Below are 24,403 nucleotides of genomic sequence, written 5' to 3' on the forward strand. Positions count from 1 at the left end.
CGGCCTTCCTTCCATCGGGGCTCAAGTCTTCGGTGATGACTTGAGCATAGCATTGTGATATCACTTTTAATGAACGGCCTCCCCCCGGGGCCCTGACTGAGAGGAGACGTGGACGCGATGAGCACCGACGCTCTGCGCCTGCGACCGCCCAACCACCGTGTGGACCGGCGCGCGATCTGGTGGTGGACGACGCGGGCCCTCGCTGTGACGGTCGTCCTCACCGTCATCCCGGTCGTTCCCGCGCTGATCTGGGAACCGGTGCGCTTCTGGTTCCTGGTCTCCGCCGGGGTCGTCGGCGGGATCGGGCTCCTGATCACCGTCGTGATGCCGCAGTGGCGGTTCCGGGTGCACCGCTGGGAGGTCACCGACACCGCCGTCTACACCTCCAGCGGGTGGATCTGGCAGGAGTGGCGGGTCGCCCCGATGTCCCGGATCCAGACCGTGGACACCGAACGGGGACCGCTCCAGAGAGCCTTCGGGCTGTCGAGCGTGACCGTGACGACCGCCTCGGCCGCCGGGCCGATCGAGATCAGCGGCCTGGACCACCAGCTGGCGACCGAGGTGGCCGACCAGCTCACCGACAGCACCGAGGCGATTCCGGGGGACGCGACATGACCTCCCACGACGACCACCGCGCCGAGGAGGGCCCTCCCGTGGAGCCCGTCCACGGCGCGGCCGCCCCGCAACACCCCGTACCCCCCGTGGAGGGCGCCGAGGAGGGTTGGGAGGGGCTGAGCCCGCTCAGCGTGTGGGCCAGCGCGGTCATCGCGTCCCTCTTCCTGGTCCCGGCGGCCGTCGTGGGCACCATCGTCCTGGTCGTCGTGGGGCTCTCCTGGTGGGCGCTGGCACCCCTCCCGGCGACCCTGGCCTTCGTCGGCGTGATGACGTACCTGGACATGGTGCGCCTTCGTGCGGTGCGCTACCAGGTCACCGCCGAGCGCATGGAGATGCGCTCGGGAGTGATCGCCAAGGCCTACCGGTCCATCCCCCGCGAACGCGTGCGCACCGTGGACGTGGCCGCCCCCCTCCACACGAGGATCTTCGGCCTGTGCTCGGTGACCGTGGGCACCGGTGAGTCGGCCGGTTCCGGCGGCGGGGACCAGCTCAAGCTGGAGTACGTGACCGCGGAGCAGGGTGAGCGTCTGCGCCGGGAACTCCTGCGCCGCACCGCCCCGTCCACGGGCTCCGTGGGCGCCGGGGGCTCCGACAACGGCTCGGAGGAGGTCCCCGACGACGAGGAGACCGAGCTCGCCCGGCTGAACCCGCGCTGGTTCGCCTACGCGCCCGCCACCTCGGCGACCTTCGGTATCGGACTCGGTGTGATCGCCGCGTTGGTCGGCATCAACGCCCAGAGCGGCGGCCACGGCTGGAGGTGGATCTCCGAGCAGGCCAACCTGCCCAGCGCCGAGGAGATGTCCGGGTTCGTGATGGGACAGCTGCTGTTGGTCGTCCCGGGCCTGCTGCTGGCACTGCTGGTGTCGGGCGTGGCCGTCCTGCTCCTGGTCGCCGTGGAGACCTGGTGGGACTACCGGCTCGTCCGTGAGCCCGACGGCACCGTGCGGCTGCGGCGGGGTCTGCTGACGAGCGTGTCGCTGTCGGTGGAGGGCCGCCGCCTCAACGGTGTGGTGCTCCACGAACCCTTCGTGCTGAGGTCGGTCGGCGGAGCATCCGTGCGCGCGGTGGCCACGGGTCTGTCCGCCGGTGACGCGGAGAAGACCGAGGCCAAGAGCCGCCTGTCACCCGCCATGCCCGGGAAGCGGGCCCGTGAACTGGGCGCCGACCTGATGAACGAGCCGACCTCGGCGCTGGACGTGCCGCTGGCCCGCCACCCGAGGGCGGCCCTGCGCCGCCGGTTCACCCGGGCGGCGGTCTGCTCGCTCGTGGGGGTGGCCCTGGCCGGTGGGCTCGCCTGGCTCCACCAGGTGGCCACCCAGGCCTGGTGGGACGCCCTGCGGTCGGCGGAGGAACAGTTCATGCCGTTCCCGTTGGCCACTCCGACCGTCGAGGCCACCCCGGGCTGGGGCTGGTTCGCGGTGGCGCTGTTGTTCGCCGTGGCGGCGTTCTGGTTCGCGCTCGGCTCCTACCGGGGTCTGGGCCACGGCCTGCACCCCAGGTACCTGGTGGTGCGCAAGGGGATGGCCTCCCGCGACACCGTGACACTGGAGCGGGCGGCGGTGATCGGTTGGCGGATCACGCGGTCGCCGTTCCAGCGCCGGCTCGGACTGGCCGACGTGGCGGCCACCACGGCTTCCGGCGAGGGGATGTACACGGCCCTGGACGTCGGGCTGGGGCAGGGCCTGGGCTGGGCGGACGAGGCCGTTCCCGATCTCCTGGCGCCGTTCCTGGTGCGTACGGGCGGCGACGGCGAGCGCTCGGAGTCCGGGACCTCCGTGCTGCCCTAGCGGTCGGGGGTCGACCCCCGACCGCACTCGTCCGGAACCGTGTCCCGGCGCCCCACTTCCCCGGGGCGCCGGGACACGCGTCGTCTCAGGGCACGGTCGCGCCCGAGGTTCGACGGGTCAGGGCACGGGATTGTCGAAGATGGGTTCGCCGTCCACGCGCAGACCGCTGGTGTGGGTGAGCGCCATCTCCACCATGGGATAGACCTCGAACAGCCGCCGCATCCCGAGCGCCTCCAGCACCCGCTCGGCGATGGGCGCCGGTTCGGCCAGGACCACGTGCCTGCCCTGCCCGGTCAGTACCTGGTAGACCGCGACCAGGGCGCGCACTCCGCTGGCGTCGAAGAAGCCGATCCGCGACATGTCCACGACCAGACAGTCGCACCGCGAGGCCTGCGCGGCCTGGAGCAGTCGCTCCCGAAGTCGGTCTGCGGTGGCCAGGTCCACCTCACCGTGGACGCGCACCACCGTCACTCCCGTGCAGGGAAAACGTTCCTGGGCCGAGAACGGGCCATCCTTCGCCACTCGGGCCACCTCTCACCGGACGTAACCTTTCCACTACGCAACCGCGTACGAGATCGTAACCTCTCCAGTGAGCTTCCGGGAGGGTTTCCATGAGAAAATCCGCCGGAATCTCGCCGATATGACCCGACCCTCACCGGGGTGTCACCATCTCCCGTGTTTGGCCGAGTCGTCGTGGGGCCCCGCGTCCACAGGACCCCCACTCCTTTCTCTCGGACACTCCCGATCCGGCCCCCGCACCGTGCTTTCCGCGCGTTCGTGCGGTAAAAGCGGTACTTGGACACCCGTGTGTCGGCCGGTGGCACCGTTCCCCCTGCGGGAGGGGCACCGACGGCCCTCATGGACACGAAGAGAGCGAAGGGAGGGAGCGGTACGCGGCTGCCCCGAGCAGACCGTCGACCGCGACCCCAATGACCGAAACCGCTGACACCCAGCCCGGCTGGTTCTCCTCCGAGGAGCTGGACAGCGTCCGCGCCAGCATGCCCGTGCTCTACGTCCAGGCGGTGCCCGTGCGGGTGGACGAGTCGGGGTCGGTGACCCACGTGGGGTTGCTGATGCGCGCCGACCCCGACGGCAGCTTCAACCGTTCCGTGGTCTCCGGGCGGGTGCTCTACCACGAGCGCGTACGCGACGCGCTCCTGCGCCACCTGGAGAAGGACCTGGGTCCGGTCGCCCTGCCGCGCATCCCCAGCTCACCTCAGCCGTTCACCGTCGCCGAGTACTTCCCCACCCCCGGGGTCACCCCGTTCCACGACACGCGCCAGCACGCGGTGGCCATGGCCTACGTGGTGCCGGTGAGCGGTGACTGCCAGCCCCGCCAGGACGCCCTGGACCTGGTGTGGTTCACCCCCGAGGAGGCCACCAGCCCGCAGGTGCGAGCGGACATGCCCGGCGGGCAGGGCGTGCTGGTCCGCCAGGCTCTCGCCTACGTGGGACACGCCCCGTGACCGATCCGGCCGTGGCGGTTCCCGCCACGGTCGGCCCCTCCTGACGGCCCCTCGCTCGCTCTGGGCCCCGTGTCCGCGACGGACTCGGGGCCCGGGTTCGGCGACGATCGCCGACGTGACTCCGAATCTCCTACGGGGAGTGGGTCTAGGCTGGAGGCCATGCTCGAATCCCTCGTCGCCGACGCGCTCTCCCTGGTACCCGAGGACCCGCCCGAGGGTCCCGCACGCGTGATTCTCGGCCTGACCGGCGCCCCTGCCGCTGGCAAGTCCACCCTGGCGCGCTACCTGGTGCACGCGGTCGACAAGCGAGCGGGCGCGGGCACCGCCGGGTACCTGCCCATGGACGGATTCCACCTGTCCAACGCGCAGCTGGAGCGGCTGGGCCGACGCGATCGCAAGGGGGCGCCCGACACCTTCGACGCCCACGGCTACCTGGCGATGGTGCGCCGGCTCCTGGCCGAGACCGACAGCCCGGTGTACGTCCCCGACTACGACCGCAGGCTGCACGAACCCATCGCCGCCCAGCACGCGATCGGACCCAGCACGCGGCTGGTCGTGACCGAGGGCAACTACCTCGCCAGCGACGAGGAGCCATGGACCGGGGTGCGCGGGCTGTTCGCCGAGCTCTGGTACGTGGAGGCGGAGGACCGCGTGCGTGAGCGTCGGCTGCGTCGCCGTCAGATGGCCGGTGGCGCGAGCGTGAGCGCCGCCCAGGAGTGGGTCGAGCGCAGCGACCGACCCAACGGCGAGCTGGTGAAGGGGCTGCGGGACCACTGCACCCGGGTCGTGCGGGTGAGCGGGGTTCCCAGGCTCGGTTCACGGGACCGCTACTCCGCGCGCTGAGACCCCTCCCCCTGTCCGCGCGAGGAGCGAACCGTTGGCCCCGGGCGAGCGTCCACACTGGTGAACCACCAGTTGGCCATAAACAACACGGTGTTTGTTCGTGCGATCCGACAGCGCTCCACGACCCCCTCGAGGAGAGAGATGCAGAGCCCCCCGCACCGCACCCGGCACTTGCTGTCTCCGACCGCCCCCGGACGGCTCCCGCTGGTCCTGGGAGCGACCGCCCTGGTACTGACCCTGACCGGATGTTCCCACCTGCCCGAGAGCCTCGGCGGCACGGCGGGCGAAGGTCCGGAACAGCCCCGGGAGGGCCCCGGCCAGACGGACGGGGCCGCCCACGACCTGACCGACGCCGAGGCCAGCCTCCGAACGGCCGTCGAGCGCGTGGAGACGGCCGACGACTACGAGGTCCAGGTCCGCCAGTCCCACGAGAGCGGCGACCCCTTCCGTGACCGCAACGCGGGACACCGGTACACGAACGCCCCCGAGGAGATCCTGCACTCGTGGCTGAGCGCGGAGTCCGCGCACGTGACCTACTACACCGACGCCGGGCACAGCCTGCGTGTGTCAGGGGACGACTACTACGCGGCGGTCAGTGACCCCTCCCCCGCCGACGAGTTCCACGCGGACCCCGCGGTCGCGGCCGCCAGTCTGTCCCAGATCCTGGACACCTCCACGGACCTCGCCCACGTGGGCGAGGAGGAGATCACCGTGGAGTACACCACGGGCAGCCGAGAGGACGGTTACGAGGAGGTCCGGGAGACCGTCGCGGGCCACGGTTACGGCGGCACCTTCGCATCCACGGTGTCGGAGTTCGCCCCCGGTTCGTCCCCCGTCGCGCTCGAGCTGACCGAGTACCCAGACTCCCCGTTCACCGTGTGGCTGGACGGGGAGGGGGTCCCAGTGCGGCTGGAGTTCACCAGCGGCGAGTTCACCCACACGCACACCTTCGTCGGGTTCAACGAGGGGATCGGGGAGACGGAGCTGACGATGCCCGCTCCCGGAGACCCCGCCTTCGGGTGAGGGCGTCCGCTCGACGGGAGAGGCGGCGCGCGGACCAGCGGACCAGCGCCAGGTACTGGTCGGCCCGGCCCTGCCCGCCCCTCAGACCGCCGTAGGCGGAGGAGACCACGTACTCCTTGTACAGTGCGGCCAGGCGGCCGGTGAGCACGAAGCCGACCGGTGAGTCGTCCGGGCGCACGAACTGGATCAGCCCGTCGCGGCGGCCCAGGCTGACGCACTGGAACAGGTAGCCGTACGACGTGTGGCCGGGCTCGGTCCCGGCCACACGCGCCGTGGCCGTGTCCGCCGCGATCCACCCCATGGGCAGCCCCATGGCGCAGGACATCCGCAGGGCACCTCCGCGCGGGCCCGGAGCGTGCGCGGCGTCCCCCACCACGAGGACGTCGGGGTGGGAGACCGAGCGCTGGGCCCCGTCGACCACGGCGCGCCCGTCGGCGTCGACCTCGATCCCGGTCCCAGCGGCGGGCCCCGCGATCCCGAAGCCCGCGTTCCAGACCACGAGGTCGGCGCGCACGCGGGAACCGTCGGCCAGGCGGAGTCCGGCGGCGTCGACCTCGCACACGGAGGCGTGTTCGCGGACGGCCACGCCCAAGCGGCGCAGGACCCGGCGGACATGGGAGCGCCCGCGCGGGCTGGCGTCGGCGGCGACGCGGCCTCGGGTGACCAGTTCGATCCGCACGTCCGGGTGGCTCTCGGCGAGTTCGGCGGCGACCTCCAGGCCGGTGAATCCGCCACCGACCACGGCCAGGGCGCGGGGCCGCTCCTCGCGGATCCGTCGTTCCAGGGCCCGGGCTCCGGACAGGGTGGCCACGTGGTGGGTGTGTTCGGCGACGCCGGGGACCCCGGCGTCGCCCTCGTGACTGCCGAGGGCGTGGACGAGGGTGTCGTAGCCGAGTTCGCGCTCAAGCGGCGCAGTGCCGTCCTCCCGACCCGTGCGGACCCGGACCGTACGCCGTTCGGTGTCCACCTGCTCGACCAGCCCGACGACCAGGTCGATCCCGGTGCCGTCCAGGGAGGTCGTCAGGGGGTGGACTCCGACGCTCTGTCCCGCGGCGACCTGGTGGAGGCGAACGCGTTCGACGAAGTCCGGGGCGGCGTTGACCAGGGTGACGCGGGCGTCGAGCCCGTTCCCCCGGATGGTGTGCGCGGCCCGTCCGGCCGCGGCGAGCCCGGCGTAGCCCGCGCCGAGCACCAGGATCTGGTGTGTCATGGGTCCTCCTCGATACTTCGAGCGGTGTCGAACCACATGACGGGACGGGTGTCCTGAAACGTGACACGGGGCCGGTGAGAGGGATCACCGTGGAGGCGGGAGGACCGGCAGGGCAGTTGATCCCGTTTCTTCCGCTCTCACACGGGGACGCCCACCCTCACCCCAAGTGTCCACATGTTGAGACAAAAGTTCCATATAGCGTCCACCGCGGCTAGCATCCCTCCAACAACCCGCACTGACCTGGAAAGAACTCACTCATGAAGGACGTCGCCGAAGACAACCCGGCGCCGGAACGGCCACAAGCCGAGACGGCCGCGCCACCGACCAACCCGAAGCGGAAGGTCCTCACGGCGAGCCTTGTGGGCACGTCCATCGAGTTCTACGACTTCTACATCTACGCGACCGCAGCGGTCCTGGTCTTCCCCTACCTGTTCTTCCCCGAGGGCGACCTGATGGCGGCCCGCCTCCAGTCGCTGGCGACCTTCGCCATCGCCTTCGTGGCACGCCCCATCGGCTCCTGGGTGTTCGGCCACTTCGGCGACCGGATCGGCCGCAAGGCGACACTGGTGGCGTCCCTGTTGACCATGGGCGTCGCGACCATCGCGATCGGCCTGCTCCCGACCTACGCGCAGATCGGAGTCGCGGCGCCGCTGCTGCTGGCGCTGTGCCGGTTCGGCCAGGGTCTGGGCCTGGGCGGCGAGTGGGGTGGTGCGGCACTGCTGGCCACCGAGAACGCTCCCCCCGGCAAGCGCGGCTTCTACGGGACCTTCCCGCAGATGGGCGCGCCCATCGGCTTCTTCCTCGCCAACGGCGTCTTCCTGATCCTCAGCCAGACCATGACCGACGAGGCCTTCCTGGCCTACGGCTGGCGCATCCCGTTCCTGCTGTCCACCGTGCTGATCATCGTCGGCCTGTGGGTGCGGCTCACCCTGCACGAGACGCCCGCCTTCGCCAAGGTCATCGCCTCCGGTGAACGGGTCAAGACCCCCATCGTCGAGGTCTTCCGCCACAACTGGCCCGCCGTGGTCATCGGCACGCTCATCATGCTGGCCACCTACGTGCTCTTCTACCTCATGACGGTCTTCTCCCTGGGCTTTGGCACCGACGCGGAGACCGGCCTGGGCTACGAGCGCACCGACTTCCTGGTCTTCCTGCTCATCGGCGTCCTGTTCTTCGCGCTGTTCACGCCGATCTCCGGGCTGCTCGCGGACCGGTTCGGCCGCAGGCCCGTCCTGATCACGGTCACCTCCGCGATCATCGTGTTCGGCTTCGCCATGGGCCCGCTCATGGGCAGCGGCGGGACCGTCGGCGTGATGGCCTTCCTGATCATCGGCCTGTCCCTGATGGGACTGACCTTCGGCCCCATGGCGGCGGTCCTGCCCGAGCTGTTCCCGACCAAGGTCCGTTACACGGGCGCCTCGGCCGCCTACAACCTGGCGAGCCTGCTGGGAGCCTCGTTCGCGCCCTACATCGCGACCTGGCTCGCGGGGACCTTCGGCCTGGCCTGGGTCGGCGGTTACCTGATCCTGGTCGGCACCATCACCCTGGGCGCGCTGATCGTCAGCCGCGAGACCCGGCACGACGACCTGGACACCATCTCCGCCAAGGTGACCAAGTGACCGGGTGAGGGGGGATCCCTCCCAAGGAACACCGGATGGGCCGGTGCGGCAGAGCCGCACCGGCCCATCCGTCTGTCACGGGCACCCGGTCCGCACGGCCGTCACCTCGTGTTCCTCCCGCCTTCACGGCGCACTTATCCATTGGGAGGTACACGGAAGGGTGTACCAAGCGGCCCGGAGCGACCCGGGACCACGCCCCTGAACCGGTGAACCCCCGCGGCCCCCGTGCCGCCCACCCACCGGACGGACTCCCCGTCCTCCTCACCTGGGAGGCCCCATCCTTCACCGAACCACCGTCCCCCTGAGCGCGGCGCTCGTACTCCTGGCCACGGCCGCCTGCGGCGCCCCGAGCACAGACCTCGACGATGCACAGAACACCAGCAGCACCACCCCGACCGCGGACGACGTCAACGGCGACGGCTACACGGACCTGCCGATCAGCGGACGCACCGGAGACCCGGAGACCGGCCAGCCCTACGTGGGCGTACTGCTCGGCGGATCGGACGGGCTGTCCCCCGACCGCTCCGTCACCCTGACCCGTGAGGACCTGGGTCTGGCCGACGACGGCGAGCTCCTCACCGTCCTGGACACCGGTGACCTCGACGGTGACGGCCACACCGACCTGCTCGTGGACGCCGGAAGCGGCTACGTGGTGTGGGGCGGACCCGAGGGCCCCTCCGGAGAGGCCCAGCCCCTGCCCTGGCTGGAGATGGACGACCCGAGGGGCATGTACGCGGTGTCCCTGGTCGTCGGGGACTTCGACGGTGACGGGAACACCGACGTCACCGTCCTCGACCACCTCCAGGGCTCCCCGATGGACGAGTTCGAGACCACCTTCCACCGGGGCCCCTTCGAGCGGGACGGCTCCGCCGCCGAGAGCCGCGAGGTGACCCTGCCCGACGACGCCGCGGACGCCGAGCTCGACGTGATCGACGCCGACGGCGACGCGGCGCTGGACCTGCTGCTGGTACGCAACCGCGACGAGTCCCCCGCACCCCACCTGGTACTCCGTTCCGGACCGGACGGCCCCGCCCAGGAGGTCGTCGGCGACACCGGGCTGAGCCACGCGTACGCGAACGGCGACTTCGACGGCGACGCCCACCCCGACCTGCTCATCGGGGTCAGCGGCATTCCCAACAACGAGCCGGGGTACGAGGACGAACTGCACCCGGGGTACGTGGACGCCTACGCGGGCGGGGACGGCTTCCTGGACGCCGAACCGAGCCGCCTCACCCTCGACAGCGAGGGCGTTCCCGGCGAAGCCGAGGACGGGGACGGGTTCGGCAACGGCCTCCTGGTGGGTGACGTCGACGGCGACGGGTACGACGACGCGGTGGCCATGACCGGACCGTTCCACTCCCACGAGACCGCCACCCTGCTGTTCGGCGGCCCCGAGGGCCTGACCGGTGAGCGGGCGGCCGCCCTGACGGTCCCGGAGCGCGGCGACCTCGGCTCCTACCACCACCACGCGCTGGCCGACTACGACGGTGACGGGCACCCGGACCTGCTGCTGAGCACCGTGCGACCGTCCATGCCGGAGGGCGACGCGGGGTACGTGCTGTTCCGGGGAGGACCCGACGGCTTCGACGAGGAGCCGGTCGAGTTCACCACCGAGGGCCTGTAGGGCAGGCGTAGTACGGAGAACGGGAGACCGTCTTCGGACAGGGGCCGGTTCGGGTTGTGGAAAGCGCCCGAACCGGCCCTTCGCGTTCTAGTGTGGAATTGGTCCCCTCTCCTGGTTCGCAACGTCCCTGGGGCACGTGTCGTCATGGTTGGAGGGAGGGAGGGCTGCGGAATCACACCGCTCTCCACGATGTCGCATCTCACCCGATTTTCTTCCGCGACAGCAGGCAGAAGATTCGCCCTCACACTCCGATTTCGGAAGAAACCAGATTGTTTGGAGCACCTGACCTTCGCGGAGAACTCCCTGCACAGCATCACTCCGACCGACTGCCGAGGCCCCCTCGACATGGGACACCTGCCGAGCCAGAGGGAGTTTTTGACCAGACTCGACCTCACCACCACCGACCCGCAATTTCTGCCCGCATCCAACACACGGGGAACTTCCCACCTCGAGTAAATCGACTTCGGGCTTCACCACACAAGAGAGAAGGACTTTATAAGGGCTGTCATTGAACTACCCTCAGTGCGCAAAATCGCTCTGGACCACGACTCTGTCGACGGGATTTCCATTGCGGCACCCGCGTGGGTTCGCGATCTTCCTCATCTGCGCACCCACGCATGCACGGTCGTGGCCCTGTGGATCTGACTCCCTTGGCAGGACTGACGGATCTCACGGTGGAGCTTCCCGCGTTCTGGTCACTTAAGGTGACCGGTGCGAAACTCCTCGGGGAGGGTTCCCGTGTAGTGCGGGACGCCCCGTACCACCTTCCCTGAAGCCAAGTCCTCGATCGTGTGAGACCCAGCCGCGTGGGTCCAAGGTCATCTCTGAGTGGGCCCTTTGGCCCTTGTGTCCCTGATCGTCGCAGTTGGGAGAAGTGCCTGGTCAGCGCGGGTGATTTGGAACACCGAGATGGCGCGGAGGCAGCGACGAGCCCCGGGGACGCACACCTAGACTCGGGGGCGCCCCAGGACAGCTGCCGGAAAGAGTCCCCCATGCGCGCGACAGACGGCGATGCCCACCGCCACCTCGGCGAGGACCGGCTGTCGCTTCCGGAGGTGCGCCTGGACGACCTGCTCGACGAGGTCCGGTCGCGGATGACCGAGATCTCCCGGACGCAGGAACGCATCCGCACGCTCCTGGAGGCCGTCGTCTCCATCGGTGAGGGCCTGGAGCTCGAACCCCTCCTGCTGCGGATCACCGAGACCGCGACCAGTCTCGTGGAGGCCCGGTACGGAGCACTCGGGGTGATCGGCCCGGAAGGGGACATGAGCCGGTTCATCCCCGTGGGGCTCGATCCCGACGAGATCGACCAGATCGAGCACTGGCCCAAGGGCGAGGGCATCCTCGGGTTGCTCATCAAAGAGCCCAGACCCCTACGGCTGCGGAACGTGCGCGAACACCCCGAGTCACGCGGCTTTCCCGCCGGTCACCCGCCCATGCACACCTTCCTCGGGGTACCGATCCGGATCCGGGACCAGGTCTTCGGCAACCTCTACATGACCGACAAGCTCGGCGGCGCCGAGTTCACCGGCGACGACGAGCTGCTGCTGCGCGCGCTGGCCACGGCTGCGGGCACGGCGATCGAAAACGCGCAGCTCTTCGCCCAGACGCAGAGCCGGGAGACCTGGCTGGACGCCTCCGGGCAGATCACCACCCGGCTGCTGTCCGGCGCCGCCCCGGAGGAGGTCCTGCGGCTGGTGGCCCGCAGGGCACGGGTGATGGCCCACGCCGACCTCGCGGTGATCGCCATGCCCGGTGAGGAGCCCGAGACGCTCACCGTGCGGGTGTGGGACGGCCCGGACGACCCTTGCGCGCCCCCGGCCGCCGGTGCGCGGGGCGCCACCCTCACCCGTGAGGCCGACACCCTGCTGGGCCGGGTCTACCTGAGCGGGAAGCCGGTGCGGACCGACGTCGCCGAGTTCGACCACCTCGGGGTGGGTTTCCTGAGCCGGATGGGGATGGGTCCGGTGCTGGTGCTGCCCTTCGGCCCGCCGGACGGTGCCAGGGGTGTCCTGGTGCTGGCCCGTGACCAGGACCGGGAGCCCTTCCAGAGCAGTTGGTTGAGCATGTTGTCGTCGTTCGCCAACCAGGCGGCGGTGGCCCTGGAGCTGGCCGAGGCCCGATTGGACTCCGAGCGGCTGAGTGTGTTGGAGGACCGGGACCGGATCGCCCGGGACCTGCACGACACGGTCATCCAACGCCTCTACGCGACCGCTCTCACCCTGATGGGTACGGTGCGGCGGATCGACGACTCCACGTCGGCCGGTCGTGTCCAGGCGGCGGTCGACGATCTCGACGACACGATCAGGCAGATCAGGTCCACGATCTTCGCTCTCCAGAGCTCCGGCGGTGACGACTCCGCGTCCCTGCGTTCCCAGGTGCTGGCCGTGGTCAACTCGGCCACGGAGTCCCTGGGGTTCGCTCCCCGCCTGCTCACCCAGGGCCCCGTGGACAACGGGGTGGACGATCGGACCGGCGAACACCTGGTCGCCGTACTGCGGGAGTTGTTGTCCAACGCCGCGCGTCACTCCGAGGCCGCCTCGGTGGACGTCCAGGTGTCCGTCGGTGACGACGCGTTGGTGCTGCGGGTGTCCGACGACGGTCGGGGGATTCGGGAGGGCGGCCACCGCAGCGGTCTGCGCAACATCGCCTCGCGCGCGCAGGAGCTGGGCGGGGCGGTGTCGGTGGTCTCCGGTCCGGAGCAGGGCACCCAGGTGGAGTGGTCGGTTCCGGCCCGGCACGGGGCCGAGGAGAGGACCGTCTAGGGCGTCCGGCCCCCACCGGGGCCCGGCCCCGGTTCCGGTGGGTCAGGCGGTCTGGTTCATCGACAGCCGCACGGCGTAGGCGGCCGCCTGGGTGCGGCGGGCCATGCCGAGCTTGGCCAGCACCCGGGAGACGTAGTTCTTCACGGTCTTCTCGGCCAGGTACATCCTGGTGCCGATCTCCCGGTTGGTCAGCCCCTCCCCGATGAGTTCCAGCACGCGCCGTTCCTGCTCGGTGAGTTCGCTCAGCGGGTCCTTGCGTACGGCCTCCGCGCGAAGCCGTTCCAGCATGCGGGTGGTGGACTCGGGGTCGAGGAGTGAGCGTCCCTCGGCGACCGTGCGGACCGCGCCGACCAGGTCGGTGCCGTGGATCTGCTTGAGGATGTAGCCCGAGGCTCCCGCCATGACGGCTCCGTAGAGGGCCTCGTCGTCGGAGTAGGACGTGAGCATGAGGATGCGGGTGTCGGGGAGCGTCGAGCGGATGTCGCGGCAGACCGTGACACCGTCGCCGTCCGGCAGGCGGACGTCGAGCACGACCACGTCGGGTTCGAGGGCGGGGACCCGGGCCAGGGCCTGGGCGGCGGTTCCGGCCTCGCCGACCACCTGGATGCCGTCCTCATCGTCAAGGAGTGCTCCGACCCCTCGTCGGACGATCTCGTGGTCGTCCACCAGGAACACCCGGATCGTTGCGTCGCCGGCCATCGGGGCACATCTCCTCAGCGCTGGATGCGGTGACCGGGGACGGCGTCGCCGTCTCGGGTCGTGGTCGCACGGGGTCGTGGTCGCACCGTTGCGGTCCCGTGGCGGTGCACGGGTGAACGGGGGCGAGGGCGCGTGCCCTCGGGCGTGCGACGTCACGGTGCGCCTACCAGCCTAGACAGTTCAGATTGGTGACATATGAGTCGAACGTCCTTTTCTGTTTGGGGCGACTGTCCTGACGGGTAGTCCGCAGGTGAGGACCTTCGCCGTCGCTCGGGGGGCTCGTGCCCCTGCCGCTTCGGGGGACGACGGGCGACGATGGCGGAGGCCGGTACAGAGGGCATCGCACATCGGGGAGTCGTGATGACTGGAACAGGCGATACGGACGCGTCCGCTCAGGAACGGAGCTGGGTGGCCGGACAGGCCTCACCCCCGGAACAGCGCAGCGCCGAGGAGGGCACCGAGCGGCTCTCCGGGACGAATCAGTTGACGACCGGGGCCGACCTGGCCGACGACCAGCACTCGGCCTTCACGGTCCTGGAACGCCAGACCTGTTTCAACCTCCTGGCCACACGGGACCTCGGACGGGTCGCCTTCACCATCGAGGGGGACGCCGCGCCGACGGTGCTACCGGTCAACTACGCGATGGTCGACGACACCATCGTCCTCCGGTCCACGCTGGCCGGGACGATCATGCGTCACGCGCGGGGATACGCGGCGTTCCAGATCGACCACTTCGACGAGGATCGGCGCGAGGGATGGAGTGTGCTGGCCTCCGGTCGCTGCCGCTGGGTGCGTGACCCCGCCGAACTGGAGCGGATCCCCCAGGGGCGGCTCCCCCAGCCCTGGGCCGAGGGGCCGCGCGACCAGGTCCTGAAGATCACCCCGGGCCGGGTGACCGGGCGCGAGGTCCACCACACCTGAGAACGGGACACCGGGATCATGACGGGGTGAGCGCGGACGCCGGACGTCTGGTGTGTTTGGCACCAATCGGGGTATCGGTGGCGACATGGGAGCGCAAAGCCCGTTTCACCCCCGGTGTGTCCCTGACCCCACCGCGCGCCGCACGGAGACGATCACCTCGTGCGTCAGCGGTCATCACTGCCATCACGGTTCCGGCTCCGGAGCGGCGACGAACACGTCCACCCGCCGGGAGGGTGTCCGTTGAGGCCCCTGTGGGGGCGGGTCGCCCTGGGTGCGGGCGCGGCCGTCACCGCCACCCTCTTCACCGTCTCCGGTACTCCGTTGCTGCTCCAGCAGGCCACGGCGCTGACGCTGCCCTCCTCGTCCGCACCGGCCACACCGACCACGGACGGCGACTCCGAGAGGCTGAGGCTGCGTGTGCTGTCCTCCCGTCCCGACACGGTCACGGGAGGGACGGCACTGGTGCGCGTGGAACCGCCGCCGACGGTCCAGCCGCACGAGGTGCGCCTGGAGGCGGACGGGACCGACGTCACCGACGCCCTGCGCCCGGTTCACCTGCCCGAGGGCGGGCACGCGCTGGAGGGTCTGGTCACGGACCTTCCCGAGGGGACGACCACCCTGGTGGCGGCGCTGGCCGGGGAGGCGGAGGCGGCGCTGTCCCCCGACTCCCCCGCCGAGGGACGTGTCGTGGTCACCAACCACCCCGTCGCGGGGCCGGTGTTCGCCGGGCCGCACCAGGACCCGTTCGTCTGCCAGACGGAGGACTTCGCCCTCGCCTGGGGCGGTGACCTGGGTGCCCCCATGGACGCCGACTGTTCGGTCGAGACCGTGGTGGGATACGTGTACCGCACCACGGACGGCAGCTTCGCCCCGCTGCCGGAGGGCCGCTCCCTGCCCTCCGACGTCGCCCGCACGACCACCTCCACCGGGGAGGAGGTTCCCTACACGGTCCGGGTGGAGACCGGTACGGCCAACCGGGCCGTGTACGAGACGGCCGTCCTGCACGACCCCCGCGACCCCGAACCCGACCCGTGGACCGCTCCGGAGGGCTGGAACCGCCGCCTGGTGTACAAGTTCGGCGGAGGCTGCCCCGGGGGCTGGTTCGTGCAGGGGGATCGGACCGCCGGGGTGGTGGACCACGGGATGCTCTCACAGGGGTACGCGGTGGCCTCCGCCTCTCTGAACGTGTTCGGGCACAACTGCGACGACCTGCTGGCGGCCGAGACCACGAGCGCCGTCAAGGAGCGATTCGCCCTCTCCCACGGCGTCCCCGACCACACGCTGGGTTGGGGTTCCTCCGGCGGCGCCTACCAGGCGCACCAGATCTCCGACAACTATCCCGGGCTGCTCGACGGGATCGTGGTCTCCCAGAGCTACCCAGACGTCGGCTTCTCGACCGTTCCGGCCGTCTCCGACGCCCTCCTGCTGCGCTCCTACGGCGAGACGCATCCGGACGCCCTGACCAGGGAGCAGCTGCGCGCGGTGTCCGGGTTCGGCACCTGGGAGGGGATCGGCGCGATGGCGGACGCCGCCGCCCGGCTCGACCCCCGGGGCGTGTGTCCGTCCGCGCTTGCGCCCGAGGAGCGCTACCACCCGGACGACAACCCGGACGGCGCCCGCTGCGACGTGTTCTCCCACGCCCGCAACGTCTACGGAACCGACCCCGGCACCGGCCTGCCGCGCCGCCCGCTGGACAACGTGGGGGTGCAGTACGGGCTGTCCGCCCTGCTCGACGGCGACATCGACGTCGACCGGTTCCTGCACCTGAACGAGCACGTGGGCGGTCTCGACGAGGACGGCGCCGTGGTGCCCGAACGCACCGTGGGAGATCCGGTGGCGGTCCGGGCCGCCCACGACAGCGGTCGTCTGCTCCACGGAGGCGGCGGTCTCGCCGACGTCCCGGTGGTGGACCACCGCCCCCACCAGGACCACGCCCCGGACGGCGACATCCACATGCGCTACCACTCGTTCAGCACCCGGGAACGCCTGTTGGCCGCCAACGGCACCGCCGACAACCACGTGATGCTGGTGGAGGCGCACCGCGGCGGCGTGTTCTCCGCCGACCAGCCGGTGGCCGGTCGGGCGCTGACCGAACTCGACGCGTGGGTGACCGGCGCCGCCGAGCTGGCCCTGGCCGACCCCGGGGGGACGCCCGTCGACCACCTGCGACGGTCCCGTCCGGAGTGGCTGACGGACTCCTGCTGGATCGATGGGGAACGCGTGGTCGCCCCGCAGCGGCCGCTGCCGGAGGGCCGCGGAGACCGCTGCGCCGACGCCTTCCCCACCTACGGATCACCCAGGATCGGTGCGGGCGGTCCGCTCGCCTCCGACGTCGTCAAGTGCCGGCTCACCGAGTTCGACGAGGCCGCGCACCCGGCGGAGTTCGACGAGGAACAGGCCGAACGCGCCCGGGAGGTGTTCGCGGACGGAGTCTGTGACTGGTCGCGGCCGGGCGAGGGACAGCGGCCGCCCAGGGGTCCGTGGCAGTCCTTCTGACCTGATCACGGGTGCCGCGGAGCAGGATCGCCGCCAGCCGGTCAGTCCTCGGGGATGTCGTGCCAGAGGAGGGCGCCGCCGCGCAGGGGGCGGTCGCGGCGCTCGTGGTCGGTGGTGACGTACTCGTCCACGACGTCGAGGAGCCGCCGGTTGAACTCCGAGAGCTCCTCGTCGTTGAGGTGCAGGGCGAACCGCCCGACGATCTGTACTGAGTCAGGTCCCGCTTCGTCGAGTTCGGTGGTGAACGCGGTGAGCGGTGAGGAGCGCTCGGCGGGCGGCGTGTCACCGAGGGGGTCATCCAGCCACCAGGTCTCCCCGGTGGCCCGGTAGGGCTTCTCCAACGCTCCGGCGGCGCCCTTGCGTGCAGGACCCGCGACGAGGAATCCGACGTCCACCAGGGTGCGCACGTGGTGGAGCACCGTGCCCGGGTTGGTGTCGAGCCGGTCGGCGAGCTCCCGGTTGGTGCGGTCCCTGATCAGGCACAGACGCAGGATGCGCAGGCGCAACGGGTGCCCGAGCGCCTTGGCCTCACGAGCTGTGGCCGGGCGCCGTCGGCGCCGGGTGGGCTGTTCGGGGTCCGGTTCTGCCATGGGTGCAGCCTAGTCGATTGATTGAACAACCCCAATCGATTGAGTTTTCTCAATCGACATGGCAGGCTCCGTGCATGTCCGATCCCCAAGGGCCGACGCCCATCGATCCCCCCGACTCCGCCACACCCGAACCCCCGCCCGGCACCGTGGACGCGTCCGACTCCGCGAGCGTGCCCGACTCCCTGGGCCACGCCTTCTGGCGGGTGTGGGTCTCCTCCGGCCTCTCCAACCTGGCCGACGGTGTACTGAAGGTCGCCCTGCCCCTGGCGGCCCTGCGCTTCACCGACTCCCCCGTACTCGTCGCCGGGGTCGCCGTGGCCCTGGGCCTGCCCTGGCTCCTGTGCGCCCTGCCCGCGGGGGCCCTGGCCGACCGCGTCGACCGGCGGTGGGCGATGGTCGGGGCCAACGTCGTGCGCGGTGCCCTGGTGCTCGTAGTGGCCCTGGGTCTGGCTCTGGACGTGGGCTCGATCTGGCTGCTGTACGCGGCCGCGTTCCTGATCGGGACGACCGAGACCCTCTACGACACCTCGGCGCAGTCGATCCTGCCGCAGATGGTCCACCGGGACCGGCTCTCCCGTGCCAACGGGCGGCTGTACGCCGTGGAGCTGACCACCAATCAGTTCGTCGGCCCGCCCCTGGGCGGCGCGCTGGTGGCGGTGAGCGTGGCCCTGGCCTTCGTGACCCCGGCCGCGCTGTGGGTGGCCGCCGTGGGCGTCCTGCTCCTGGTCCGCGGCCGGTTCCGGGTGGACCGTACCGGTCCGCCCACCGGCATGCGCGCCGACATCGCCGAGGGGCTGCGGTTCCTGTGGTCCCACCGCCTCCTGCGTTCGTTCGCCGTGATGGTCGGCGTCTCAAACTTCGCGACCAGTGCCGCGTTCGCGATCATGGTGCTGTACGCGGTGGGCCCGGACTCCCCCATGGGCCTGTCCGAACCCGCCTTCGGCGTGCTGCTGACGGCCACCGCCGTGGGCAGCCTCCTGGGTTCGTTCGTGGCGGAGGGGTGCGAGCGGTCGTTGGGCCGGGCCCGTTCGCTGTGGCTGTGCGTGCCCCTGTTCGCCCTGCTGGTCCTGGTACCCGGTCTGACCTCCAGCGCCTGGTTGGTGGGGGCAGGCTTCCTCCTCGGCGGGGTCGGGATCACTGTGTGGAACGTCATCACCGTGTCCCTGCGCCAGCGTGTGACCCCTGCGGCGCTGATGGGTCGGGTCAACAGCGTCTACCGTCTGCTGGCCTGGGGCACCATGCCGTTGGGCGCGGTGGCCGGCGGTCTGATCGCCGAGTTCCTCGGGCTCAGGGCGGTCTTCCTGAGCATGGGGGTACTCATGCTCACCCTGTTGGTCCCCTTGGCGCGCATGGACGAGGCGACCCTGGCCGCCGGGGAGAGCGCGGTCGAAGAACGCGGCACGGTCTGAGGAACGGGGCCAGGGGGCGGGTCCCGGAGCGGTTCCACGGCACGGCGAAACCCGGTGGACACCGTCCGTGCCCGCGGTGAGGATGGCACTGTGACAAGCGACCACCCCTCCGGCCCCGTCCCTCTCCCCGCGGACGACTCCGACGACGTCGAGATCCTGGAGGGCGGCAACGTCTCGGACCAGGTCCTGCGGATCGGCGCGACCGTGCGCAAGCCCTGGCTTCGTTCCTCCCCGGCCGTGACCGCCCTGCTGCACCACCTCCACCGGCACGGGTTCACCGGCGCCCCGGTCAGCCACGGCGAAGTCCCCGAGGGCTACCAGCGGCTGGTGTACGTCCCCGGCACCCTGGCCGACCGGATGCCGCCCCTGACCACGGGTGAACTCCGCGAACTGGGCGCGATGGCCCGGCGGCTGCACGACCTCACCGCTGACTTTCGACCTCCCGAGGGCGCGGAGTGGGACCACCTCTTCCCACCCGAGGAACCCGAGGTGATCTGCCACAACGACCTCGCTCCGTGGAACCTGGTCCGGAATCCGGAGGGCATCCAGGAGGCGTTCGACGGAGGCGGCCCACGGGCCGGGTCCTGGTGCCTCATCGACTGGGACGGCGCCGGTCCGGCCAGCCGCATGGGTGACCTCGGCTACGCCGCGCACGGGTTCGTCCCCCTGCACGCCGGGGGCGACCCCGGGGCCGACGGCGTCAGGCTGCGGGCCCTGGCGGACGGCTACGGCTGTGACACCGAGCAGCGCCGTGCCCTGCCCGGCGCCGCGCTGCGGCGGGTGCGCGGGATGTTCCACGTCCTTGAGGAGGGCTCGCGGACCGGTCAGCAGCCCTGGGCTCGCCTGCACGCCGAGGGGCACGCCGACCACTGGGGTCCGGCCGCCGACTACGTCGAACGGCACCAGGAGCGTTGGATCGAGGCGTTGACCGAACCGTGAGCCCCGCCCCGCAGGGGCAGGGTGCGCGCGGGGCCCCGGGTCCGGTCAGTCCGGCCGGACCCACACGAACGCGGCCGAGATCGGCAAGCCCCGGAACCTCTCCCACCTGGGTTTGGCCGCCACCCAACCGTCGTCCACGACAGCCTCGTTCAGCTCCTCCAGACGCCAGCCACTGGCCAGGGCGGCGCTCACGTGGTCGCCGAGCAGGTGCACGTGGGTGGTGATGGCGACCTCCTCCCCGGAGGCGTCCGTGAAGTGCGTGGGCATGCCCGAGGCCATGATGAACTGCGGGTGGTAGGCGACCAGCACGCAGTGCCCACCCGGCCTGCTCAGCCGCCACGCCTCGGCGTAGAGGGGTGCGAGGTCGGGCAGGTGTTCGTCGATGAGCGAGGCGATGACGAGGTCGTAGGTGGCGCCCGGCAGACCGCTCGCCCGGACGTCGCCCTGGGTGAGGGTGTCGTGGGCGCCCCGGCTCCGCGCCAGGCCGAGCATGCCGGCGCTGAGGTCCACCCCGTCCACGTGTGCCACGTCCCTGCGGCGCAGCCAGGCTCCGGTGCGGCCGGTGCCGCAGCCGAGGTCGGCGGCGCGTCGGACACGTGACCAGTCGGGTGCGGTGAGCCCGTCCAGCAGCGCCAGGTCCATGGCGTCGAGCACGGAGTCCTCGTAGGTGCTGGACCACCCGTCGTAGCCGGTGGCCACGTCGACCGTCCGGTAGTGGCGGGTGTCGAAGTCGGAGAAGTCGGGCATGGGGCCGAGTATGGCTCGGCCGGAGCCGTCAGCGCGAGTGAGTTTCGCGGGGCCTGAGCTCACCGCTCGGTGGTCCGGGCTGCCCGGGTGGCGTGGACGGAACTCCTCGCCGAAAAACCCGTTGCGGCGTCCTCATCCGCTCCCCTACCGTGCTGTCCATGGCAGCCTTCCACGCGATCTTCCGCGGCCAGCACGCCTGGCCCGTGGTCGCCCACGCCCTCACCCGTCTCCGGTCCGTTCCTCTGGACCGGTAGCCGAACCCCCTCCGAGCGCACCGCCGTTTCCGCGCCCCGTTTTCCCCGGGGGCGACGTCGGCGGTGCCAGGGGGGATCGCGTTCACGCTCGGGCACGTCCTGCCTGTGACGTGCCTTCGCCGTGACGGGTGTTCGCTCAGCCACGTATCGGTCCAGGCCCCGCCGACGTCCTCCTTCCTTCGGACGGGCAGCCGCGGACCTCTCCGGTTCCTTCTGCGCGCGCCCACCCCCTTGCGGGGTGAGGCGTTCCCTCGTGCTGCCCGTCCACGTCAGCCCGCCTCCAAGGCGGCAGAACGGACCACACGTGGCACGCCACTCCCGCGGAACCCCCGCCCACCGTGACCCCACCCACCGCGAGCGCGATCCGGGCCGGGACGGGGGCCGACCGAACAACCGGCGGTGCCTCTCACAGAACTTCCTCGCCGACCCCGACACCGCGCGCTGGTTCGTGCGGCTCTCCGGGGTGAGCGCCGACGACCTGGTGGTCGAGGTCGGTCCCGGCGAGGGAGCCATCACCCGGTTCCTGGCACCGACCGCCCGTCGGGTGATCGCCCACGAACTCGACCCCCGGCTGGCCGAGCGGCTGGCCGACCGCTACCGGGACCCCGACAAGGGGGTGCGGGTGGTGCACGGCGACTTCACACGGTCGCGGCCACCGCGCGAACCGTTCTCGGTGGTGGGCAACATCCCCTACTCCCGAACCTCCGACATCGTCCGATGGTGCCTGGAGGCGCCGATGCTGACCTCGGCCGTACTCGTCACCCAGCTGGAGTACGCCCGCAAACGCACCGGGGCCTACGGAAGATGGAGCCTGGTCACCGTGCTCAGTTGGCCGTGGTGGTCGTGGCGGCTGGCGGGGCGGATCGACCGGAACCGCTTCCGTCCCGCGCCCCGGGTGGACGCCGGAGTGCTGGTGCTGGGCAGGCGCACCGAACCCCTGGTGCCCGTGGGGCGCCGGGCACAGTACCGGCGCATGGTCGAACTCGGTTTCAGCGGCGTGGGCGGTTCGTTGTCGGCGTCCCTGTCCCGGGAGTTTCCGGCCGGGCGCGTGGGAGACGCGCTGCGGTCGGCGGGGGTGGACACGGGCACACCGGTGGGGCTCGTGCGCCCCGACCAGTGGCTGGAGGTCTTCCGCGCGCTGCGCGGTCCCGGTCGGCCGGGGCCTCGGCGCGACAGGCGAGGGTGAGAGCCCCTCACTTAGCGTGGAGGCATGCGACGATTCCTCCCCTGTGTCCTGACTCTTCCGATCCTCCTGCTCACCGGTTGCGGCACCCCCGAACAGGAGGTGTCACCGGACCCGTCGACCGTGACGGAGACCGCCACCGACGACGAATCCGTGCCCGAGGACCCGACCAACGAGACGGAGGAGCCCGAGGAGGGAGGCGACGCCCCCGTCGGGAGCCACGGGGACGGATCGGAGTACCGCTTCGGTGAGGGCGCGGTCCTCCCCCACCCGGTCGGCGCCTACGAGGAGGAGTTCCAGGAGGGCGTCGAGGAGGACGTTGTCTACACGGTGGACGACGTCGTCCTCGCCCCGTCCGGGCGGGTGGGGTTCACGCTGACGGTGGAGGTTCCGGAGCTGGGCCGCGTCTTCGGCACGGGCCTGCTGGACGTGCGGTGTTCCTACGAGGAACTGGAGGGGCCCGCCACCTCCGAGGCGATGCTCGGGGAGCTGGAGACCGGGACTCACGCGGTGGACATGGAGTGCGAGGCGCCGGACTCCCCGTCCTCCGTGCTGATCTCGGTGGTGAACGGGGAGGACGAGGCGGACTTCCGTGGTCCCGTGGGGTGAGCGGTGCGCTCGGTCAAGGAGCGTGGCCGCATACGGCCACGCTCCTTGGCAACCCGACCGGGGATCGAAGGTGTCCGACGAGCATGGACACCTTCGTCGCGTACCTCGGTTCGTCCTCCCCCGTGACCAGCTCCCTGGGAGAGACTCCCGGCCAGACCATCGCCCTCCTCCTCGTCCTCGGCTCGACGCTCCTCTTCCTCTTCGTCACCTTCCTGATCGCGCCGTCCGACAGAGGTGGTCAGCGGGGAGAGCACCGCAGCGGTGCGGGAGGCCACTCCGCCTCGGGCGGTGACTTCGGTGGAGGCGGCGTCAGTGACGGTGGTGGCGGGGGTGGTGGAGGCGGCGGTGACGGCGGGGGCGGCGGCTGCTGAGCACCGCCGCCGCGCCCGTGAGCCGATCCGGTTCAGACGCGCAGCACCGCGAAGGACGCGCCCGGGAGGGCGACCGTGCTCCCGCTGACCCTCGGCCGTCCCTGCTCCAGCAGCACATCCCGGGGCTCCACCGTCAGCTCCACCTTGGTCTCCTCGGCTCCGAGGTTGCAGACCAGTCGCAGCGAACCCCGGGTCAGGGTCAGCGTGCGGCCGTCCTCGCTCGCGTCGACGCCGAACCGGTCCAGACGCGGATCGGCGAGTTCGGGTTCGGCCCGGCGCAGGGAGATCAGGGCCCGATAGGTCTCCAGGACGCGCGCGTGTGGCCCGTGTTCGGCCTCGGACCAGTCCAGCACGGCGCTGTCCCGGGTGGCGGGATCCATCGGGTCGGGCACGTCCTCCTCCGCCCAGCCGAGGTCGGCGAACTCGCGCCGCCGCCCCCTGCGCACCCCCTCCGCCAGGGCGGGGTCGGTGAAGGAGGCGAAGAACGGCCAGGGGGTTGTGGCCCCCCACTCCTCCCCCATGAAGATCATCGGCGTGTAGGGGGAGCAGAGGACGATGGCGGCGCCGCAGGCGAGCAGGTCCGGTGGGACGTGCTCGCCCATCCGGTCACCCCGGGCCCGGTTGCCGATCTGGTCGTGGGTGCTGAGGTAGCCGAGGAACCTGCTGCCGGGGACGCGTACGGTGTCGACCCTGGCCCCGTGGTCGCGCCCTCGGAACGTGGAGTGGGTCCCGTCATGCCAGAAGACACGGCGGAGCGTCCGGGCGAGCACCTCCGGCCCCTCGAAGTCGGCGTAGTAGCCGTGGTTCTCACCCGTGAGGGCGACGTGCAGCGCGTGGTGGAGGTCATCCGACCACTGCGCCGTCATGCCGAGGCCGCCGGCCTCCCGGGCCAGGACCGTGCGCGGGTCGTTGCGGTCGGACTCGGCGATCAGGGACAGCGGGCGGCCCAGACCGGCGGCCAGGGCATCGACCTCGCTGGAGAGTTCGGCGAGCAGGGGGACGGCGCGGTCGTCGCGCAGCGCGTGCACGGCGTCCAGACGGAGCCCGTCCAGGTGGTAGTGGCGAAGCCAGTCCAGAGCGCCGTCGACGATCAGCCGCCGGACCGGGTCGGAGTCGGGGCCGTCCAGGTTGAGGGCGGGACCCCAGGCGTTCTTCCCGGAGAAGTAGGGGCCAAAGCGCGGCACGTAGGCGCCGGAGGGACCGAGGTGGTTGTAGACGACGTCCAGGAGGACG

Annotated in this window: 21 protein-coding genes; 15 read left to right on the top strand and 6 right to left on the bottom strand. The window is 71.1% G+C overall.

Annotation, left to right across the window (positions count from 1 at the left end; translation table 11 throughout):
* The first annotated feature begins 117 nt into the window (after positions 1-117).
* Together ADX84_RS16625 and ADX84_RS16630 are read left to right on the top strand one after the other, a co-directional pair.
* Positions 118-615, top strand: coding sequence for a PH domain-containing protein (locus ADX84_RS16625; RefSeq protein ID WP_049575216.1), 498 nt, complete (start codon positions 118-120; stop codon positions 613-615).
* Positions 612-2,402 carry a PH domain-containing protein gene (locus tag ADX84_RS16630; protein ID WP_049575220.1) on the top strand — a complete coding sequence of 597 codons (1,791 nt, stop codon included), beginning with the start codon at positions 612-614 and terminating at the stop codon, positions 2,400-2,402. Before ADX84_RS16625 ends, ADX84_RS16630 begins: the two co-directional genes overlap by 4 nt.
* 117 nt (positions 2,403-2,519) lie before the next feature.
* Here the strand turns inward: ADX84_RS16630 and ADX84_RS16635 are convergent, their stop codons facing one another.
* Positions 2,520-2,873 carry an STAS domain-containing protein gene (locus ADX84_RS16635; protein WP_049575223.1) on the bottom strand — a complete coding sequence of 118 codons (354 nt, stop codon included), beginning with the start codon at positions 2,871-2,873 and terminating at the stop codon, positions 2,520-2,522.
* A 458-nt stretch (positions 2,874-3,331) separates the two neighbouring features.
* On the opposite strand from ADX84_RS16635, the gene ADX84_RS16640 reads away from it, so the two are divergent.
* From ADX84_RS16640 to ADX84_RS16650, 3 genes are all read left to right on the top strand, one after another.
* Positions 3,332-3,868 (top strand): NUDIX hydrolase family protein, encoded by a 537-nt coding sequence (locus ADX84_RS16640; RefSeq protein ID WP_049575226.1) that lies wholly within the window; start codon positions 3,332-3,334, stop codon positions 3,866-3,868.
* A gap of 159 nt (positions 3,869-4,027) precedes the next feature.
* The gene (locus ADX84_RS16645) at positions 4,028-4,711 is read left to right on the top strand and encodes a nucleoside/nucleotide kinase family protein (RefSeq protein ID WP_049575230.1); all 684 of its coding nucleotides are present in this window, start codon (positions 4,028-4,030) and stop codon (positions 4,709-4,711) included.
* 141 nt (positions 4,712-4,852) lie between these two features.
* Positions 4,853-5,734: a hypothetical protein gene (locus ADX84_RS16650; protein WP_049575233.1), complete on the top strand. Its 882-nt coding sequence runs from the start codon at positions 4,853-4,855 to the stop codon at positions 5,732-5,734.
* On the opposite strand, the gene ADX84_RS16655 is transcribed toward ADX84_RS16650, so the two are convergent.
* A complete protein-coding gene (locus tag ADX84_RS16655) occupies positions 5,670-6,944 on the bottom strand; it encodes an NAD(P)/FAD-dependent oxidoreductase (protein ID WP_049575236.1) in 1,275 nt (424 codons plus the stop codon). The genes ADX84_RS16650 and ADX84_RS16655 overlap by 65 nt on opposite strands.
* Before the next feature lie 257 nt (positions 6,945-7,201).
* On the opposite strand from ADX84_RS16655, the gene ADX84_RS16660 reads away from it, so the two are divergent.
* The 3 genes from ADX84_RS16660 to ADX84_RS16675 all read left to right on the top strand — a co-directional run bounded on the left by ADX84_RS16660 (position 7,202) and on the right by ADX84_RS16675 (position 12,952).
* Positions 7,202-8,563 carry an MFS transporter gene (locus ADX84_RS16660; RefSeq protein WP_199776621.1) on the top strand — a complete coding sequence of 454 codons (1,362 nt, stop codon included), beginning with the start codon at positions 7,202-7,204 and terminating at the stop codon, positions 8,561-8,563.
* A 478-nt stretch (positions 8,564-9,041) separates the two neighbouring features.
* On the top strand, positions 9,042-10,187 hold the full coding sequence (locus tag ADX84_RS16665) for a VCBS repeat-containing protein (RefSeq protein ID WP_234004031.1): 1,146 nt from the start codon (positions 9,042-9,044) through the stop codon (positions 10,185-10,187).
* A 992-nt stretch (positions 10,188-11,179) separates the two neighbouring features.
* A complete protein-coding gene (locus ADX84_RS16675; protein WP_049575245.1) occupies positions 11,180-12,952 on the top strand; it encodes a GAF domain-containing sensor histidine kinase in 1,773 nt (590 codons plus the stop codon).
* 42 nt (positions 12,953-12,994) lie between these two features.
* Here the strand turns inward: ADX84_RS16675 and ADX84_RS16680 are convergent, their stop codons facing one another.
* The gene (locus ADX84_RS16680) at positions 12,995-13,651 is read right to left on the bottom strand and encodes a response regulator transcription factor (protein ID WP_049575248.1); all 657 of its coding nucleotides are present in this window, start codon (positions 13,649-13,651) and stop codon (positions 12,995-12,997) included.
* A gap of 360 nt (positions 13,652-14,011) precedes the next feature.
* Between ADX84_RS16680 and ADX84_RS16685 the strand changes: the two genes are divergently transcribed.
* The gene (locus ADX84_RS16685) at positions 14,012-14,572 is read left to right on the top strand and encodes a pyridoxamine 5'-phosphate oxidase family protein (protein ID WP_049575251.1); all 561 of its coding nucleotides are present in this window, start codon (positions 14,012-14,014) and stop codon (positions 14,570-14,572) included.
* 240 nt (positions 14,573-14,812) lie between these two features.
* On the top strand, positions 14,813-17,068 hold the full coding sequence (locus ADX84_RS16690; RefSeq protein WP_049575254.1) for a DUF6351 family protein: 2,256 nt from the start codon (positions 14,813-14,815) through the stop codon (positions 17,066-17,068).
* A gap of 41 nt (positions 17,069-17,109) precedes the next feature.
* On the opposite strand, the gene ADX84_RS16695 is transcribed toward ADX84_RS16690, so the two are convergent.
* Positions 17,110-17,658, bottom strand: coding sequence for a winged helix-turn-helix domain-containing protein (locus ADX84_RS16695; RefSeq protein ID WP_049575259.1), 549 nt, complete (start codon positions 17,656-17,658; stop codon positions 17,110-17,112).
* 74 nt (positions 17,659-17,732) lie between these two features.
* Between ADX84_RS16695 and ADX84_RS16700 the strand changes: the two genes are divergently transcribed.
* Positions 17,733-19,067 (top strand): MFS transporter, encoded by a 1,335-nt coding sequence (locus tag ADX84_RS16700; protein ID WP_369801097.1) that lies wholly within the window; start codon positions 17,733-17,735, stop codon positions 19,065-19,067.
* A 90-nt stretch (positions 19,068-19,157) separates the two neighbouring features.
* Positions 19,158-20,006: a phosphotransferase enzyme family protein gene (locus tag ADX84_RS16705; RefSeq protein ID WP_049575298.1), complete on the top strand. Its 849-nt coding sequence runs from the start codon at positions 19,158-19,160 to the stop codon at positions 20,004-20,006.
* Between the two features lie 45 nt (positions 20,007-20,051).
* Here ADX84_RS16705 and ADX84_RS16710 read toward each other — a convergent pair whose 3' ends face one another.
* Positions 20,052-20,753, bottom strand: a complete 702-nt coding sequence (locus ADX84_RS16710; RefSeq protein WP_049575263.1) for a class I SAM-dependent methyltransferase — start codon at positions 20,751-20,753, stop codon at positions 20,052-20,054.
* Positions 20,754-21,311: 558 nt separating this feature from the next.
* Between ADX84_RS16710 and erm the strand changes: the two genes are divergently transcribed.
* The 3 genes from erm to ADX84_RS16725 all read left to right on the top strand — a co-directional run bounded on the left by erm (position 21,312) and on the right by ADX84_RS16725 (position 23,170).
* A complete protein-coding gene (erm, locus tag ADX84_RS16715; protein ID WP_049575267.1) occupies positions 21,312-22,193 on the top strand; it encodes an ErmE/ErmH/ErmO/ErmR family 23S rRNA (adenine(2058)-N(6))-methyltransferase in 882 nt (293 codons plus the stop codon).
* 24 nt (positions 22,194-22,217) lie between these two features.
* Positions 22,218-22,799, top strand: coding sequence for a hypothetical protein (locus ADX84_RS16720; RefSeq protein ID WP_049575271.1), 582 nt, complete (start codon positions 22,218-22,220; stop codon positions 22,797-22,799).
* 83 nt (positions 22,800-22,882) lie between these two features.
* Complete coding sequence (locus ADX84_RS16725) at positions 22,883-23,170, top strand: hypothetical protein (protein WP_049575274.1); 288 nt, start codon at positions 22,883-22,885, stop codon at positions 23,168-23,170.
* A 32-nt stretch (positions 23,171-23,202) separates the two neighbouring features.
* Here ADX84_RS16725 and ADX84_RS16730 read toward each other — a convergent pair.
* Positions 23,203-24,403, bottom strand: a 1,201-nt coding sequence (locus ADX84_RS16730) for a DUF3459 domain-containing protein (protein WP_049575279.1), incomplete at its 5' end; no start/stop codon positions are given.

The organism is Nocardiopsis sp. SBT366 (assembly GCF_001083815.1).
In the GTDB taxonomy this organism is placed as follows: Bacteria; Actinomycetota; Actinomycetes; order Streptosporangiales; family Streptosporangiaceae; genus Nocardiopsis; species Nocardiopsis prasina.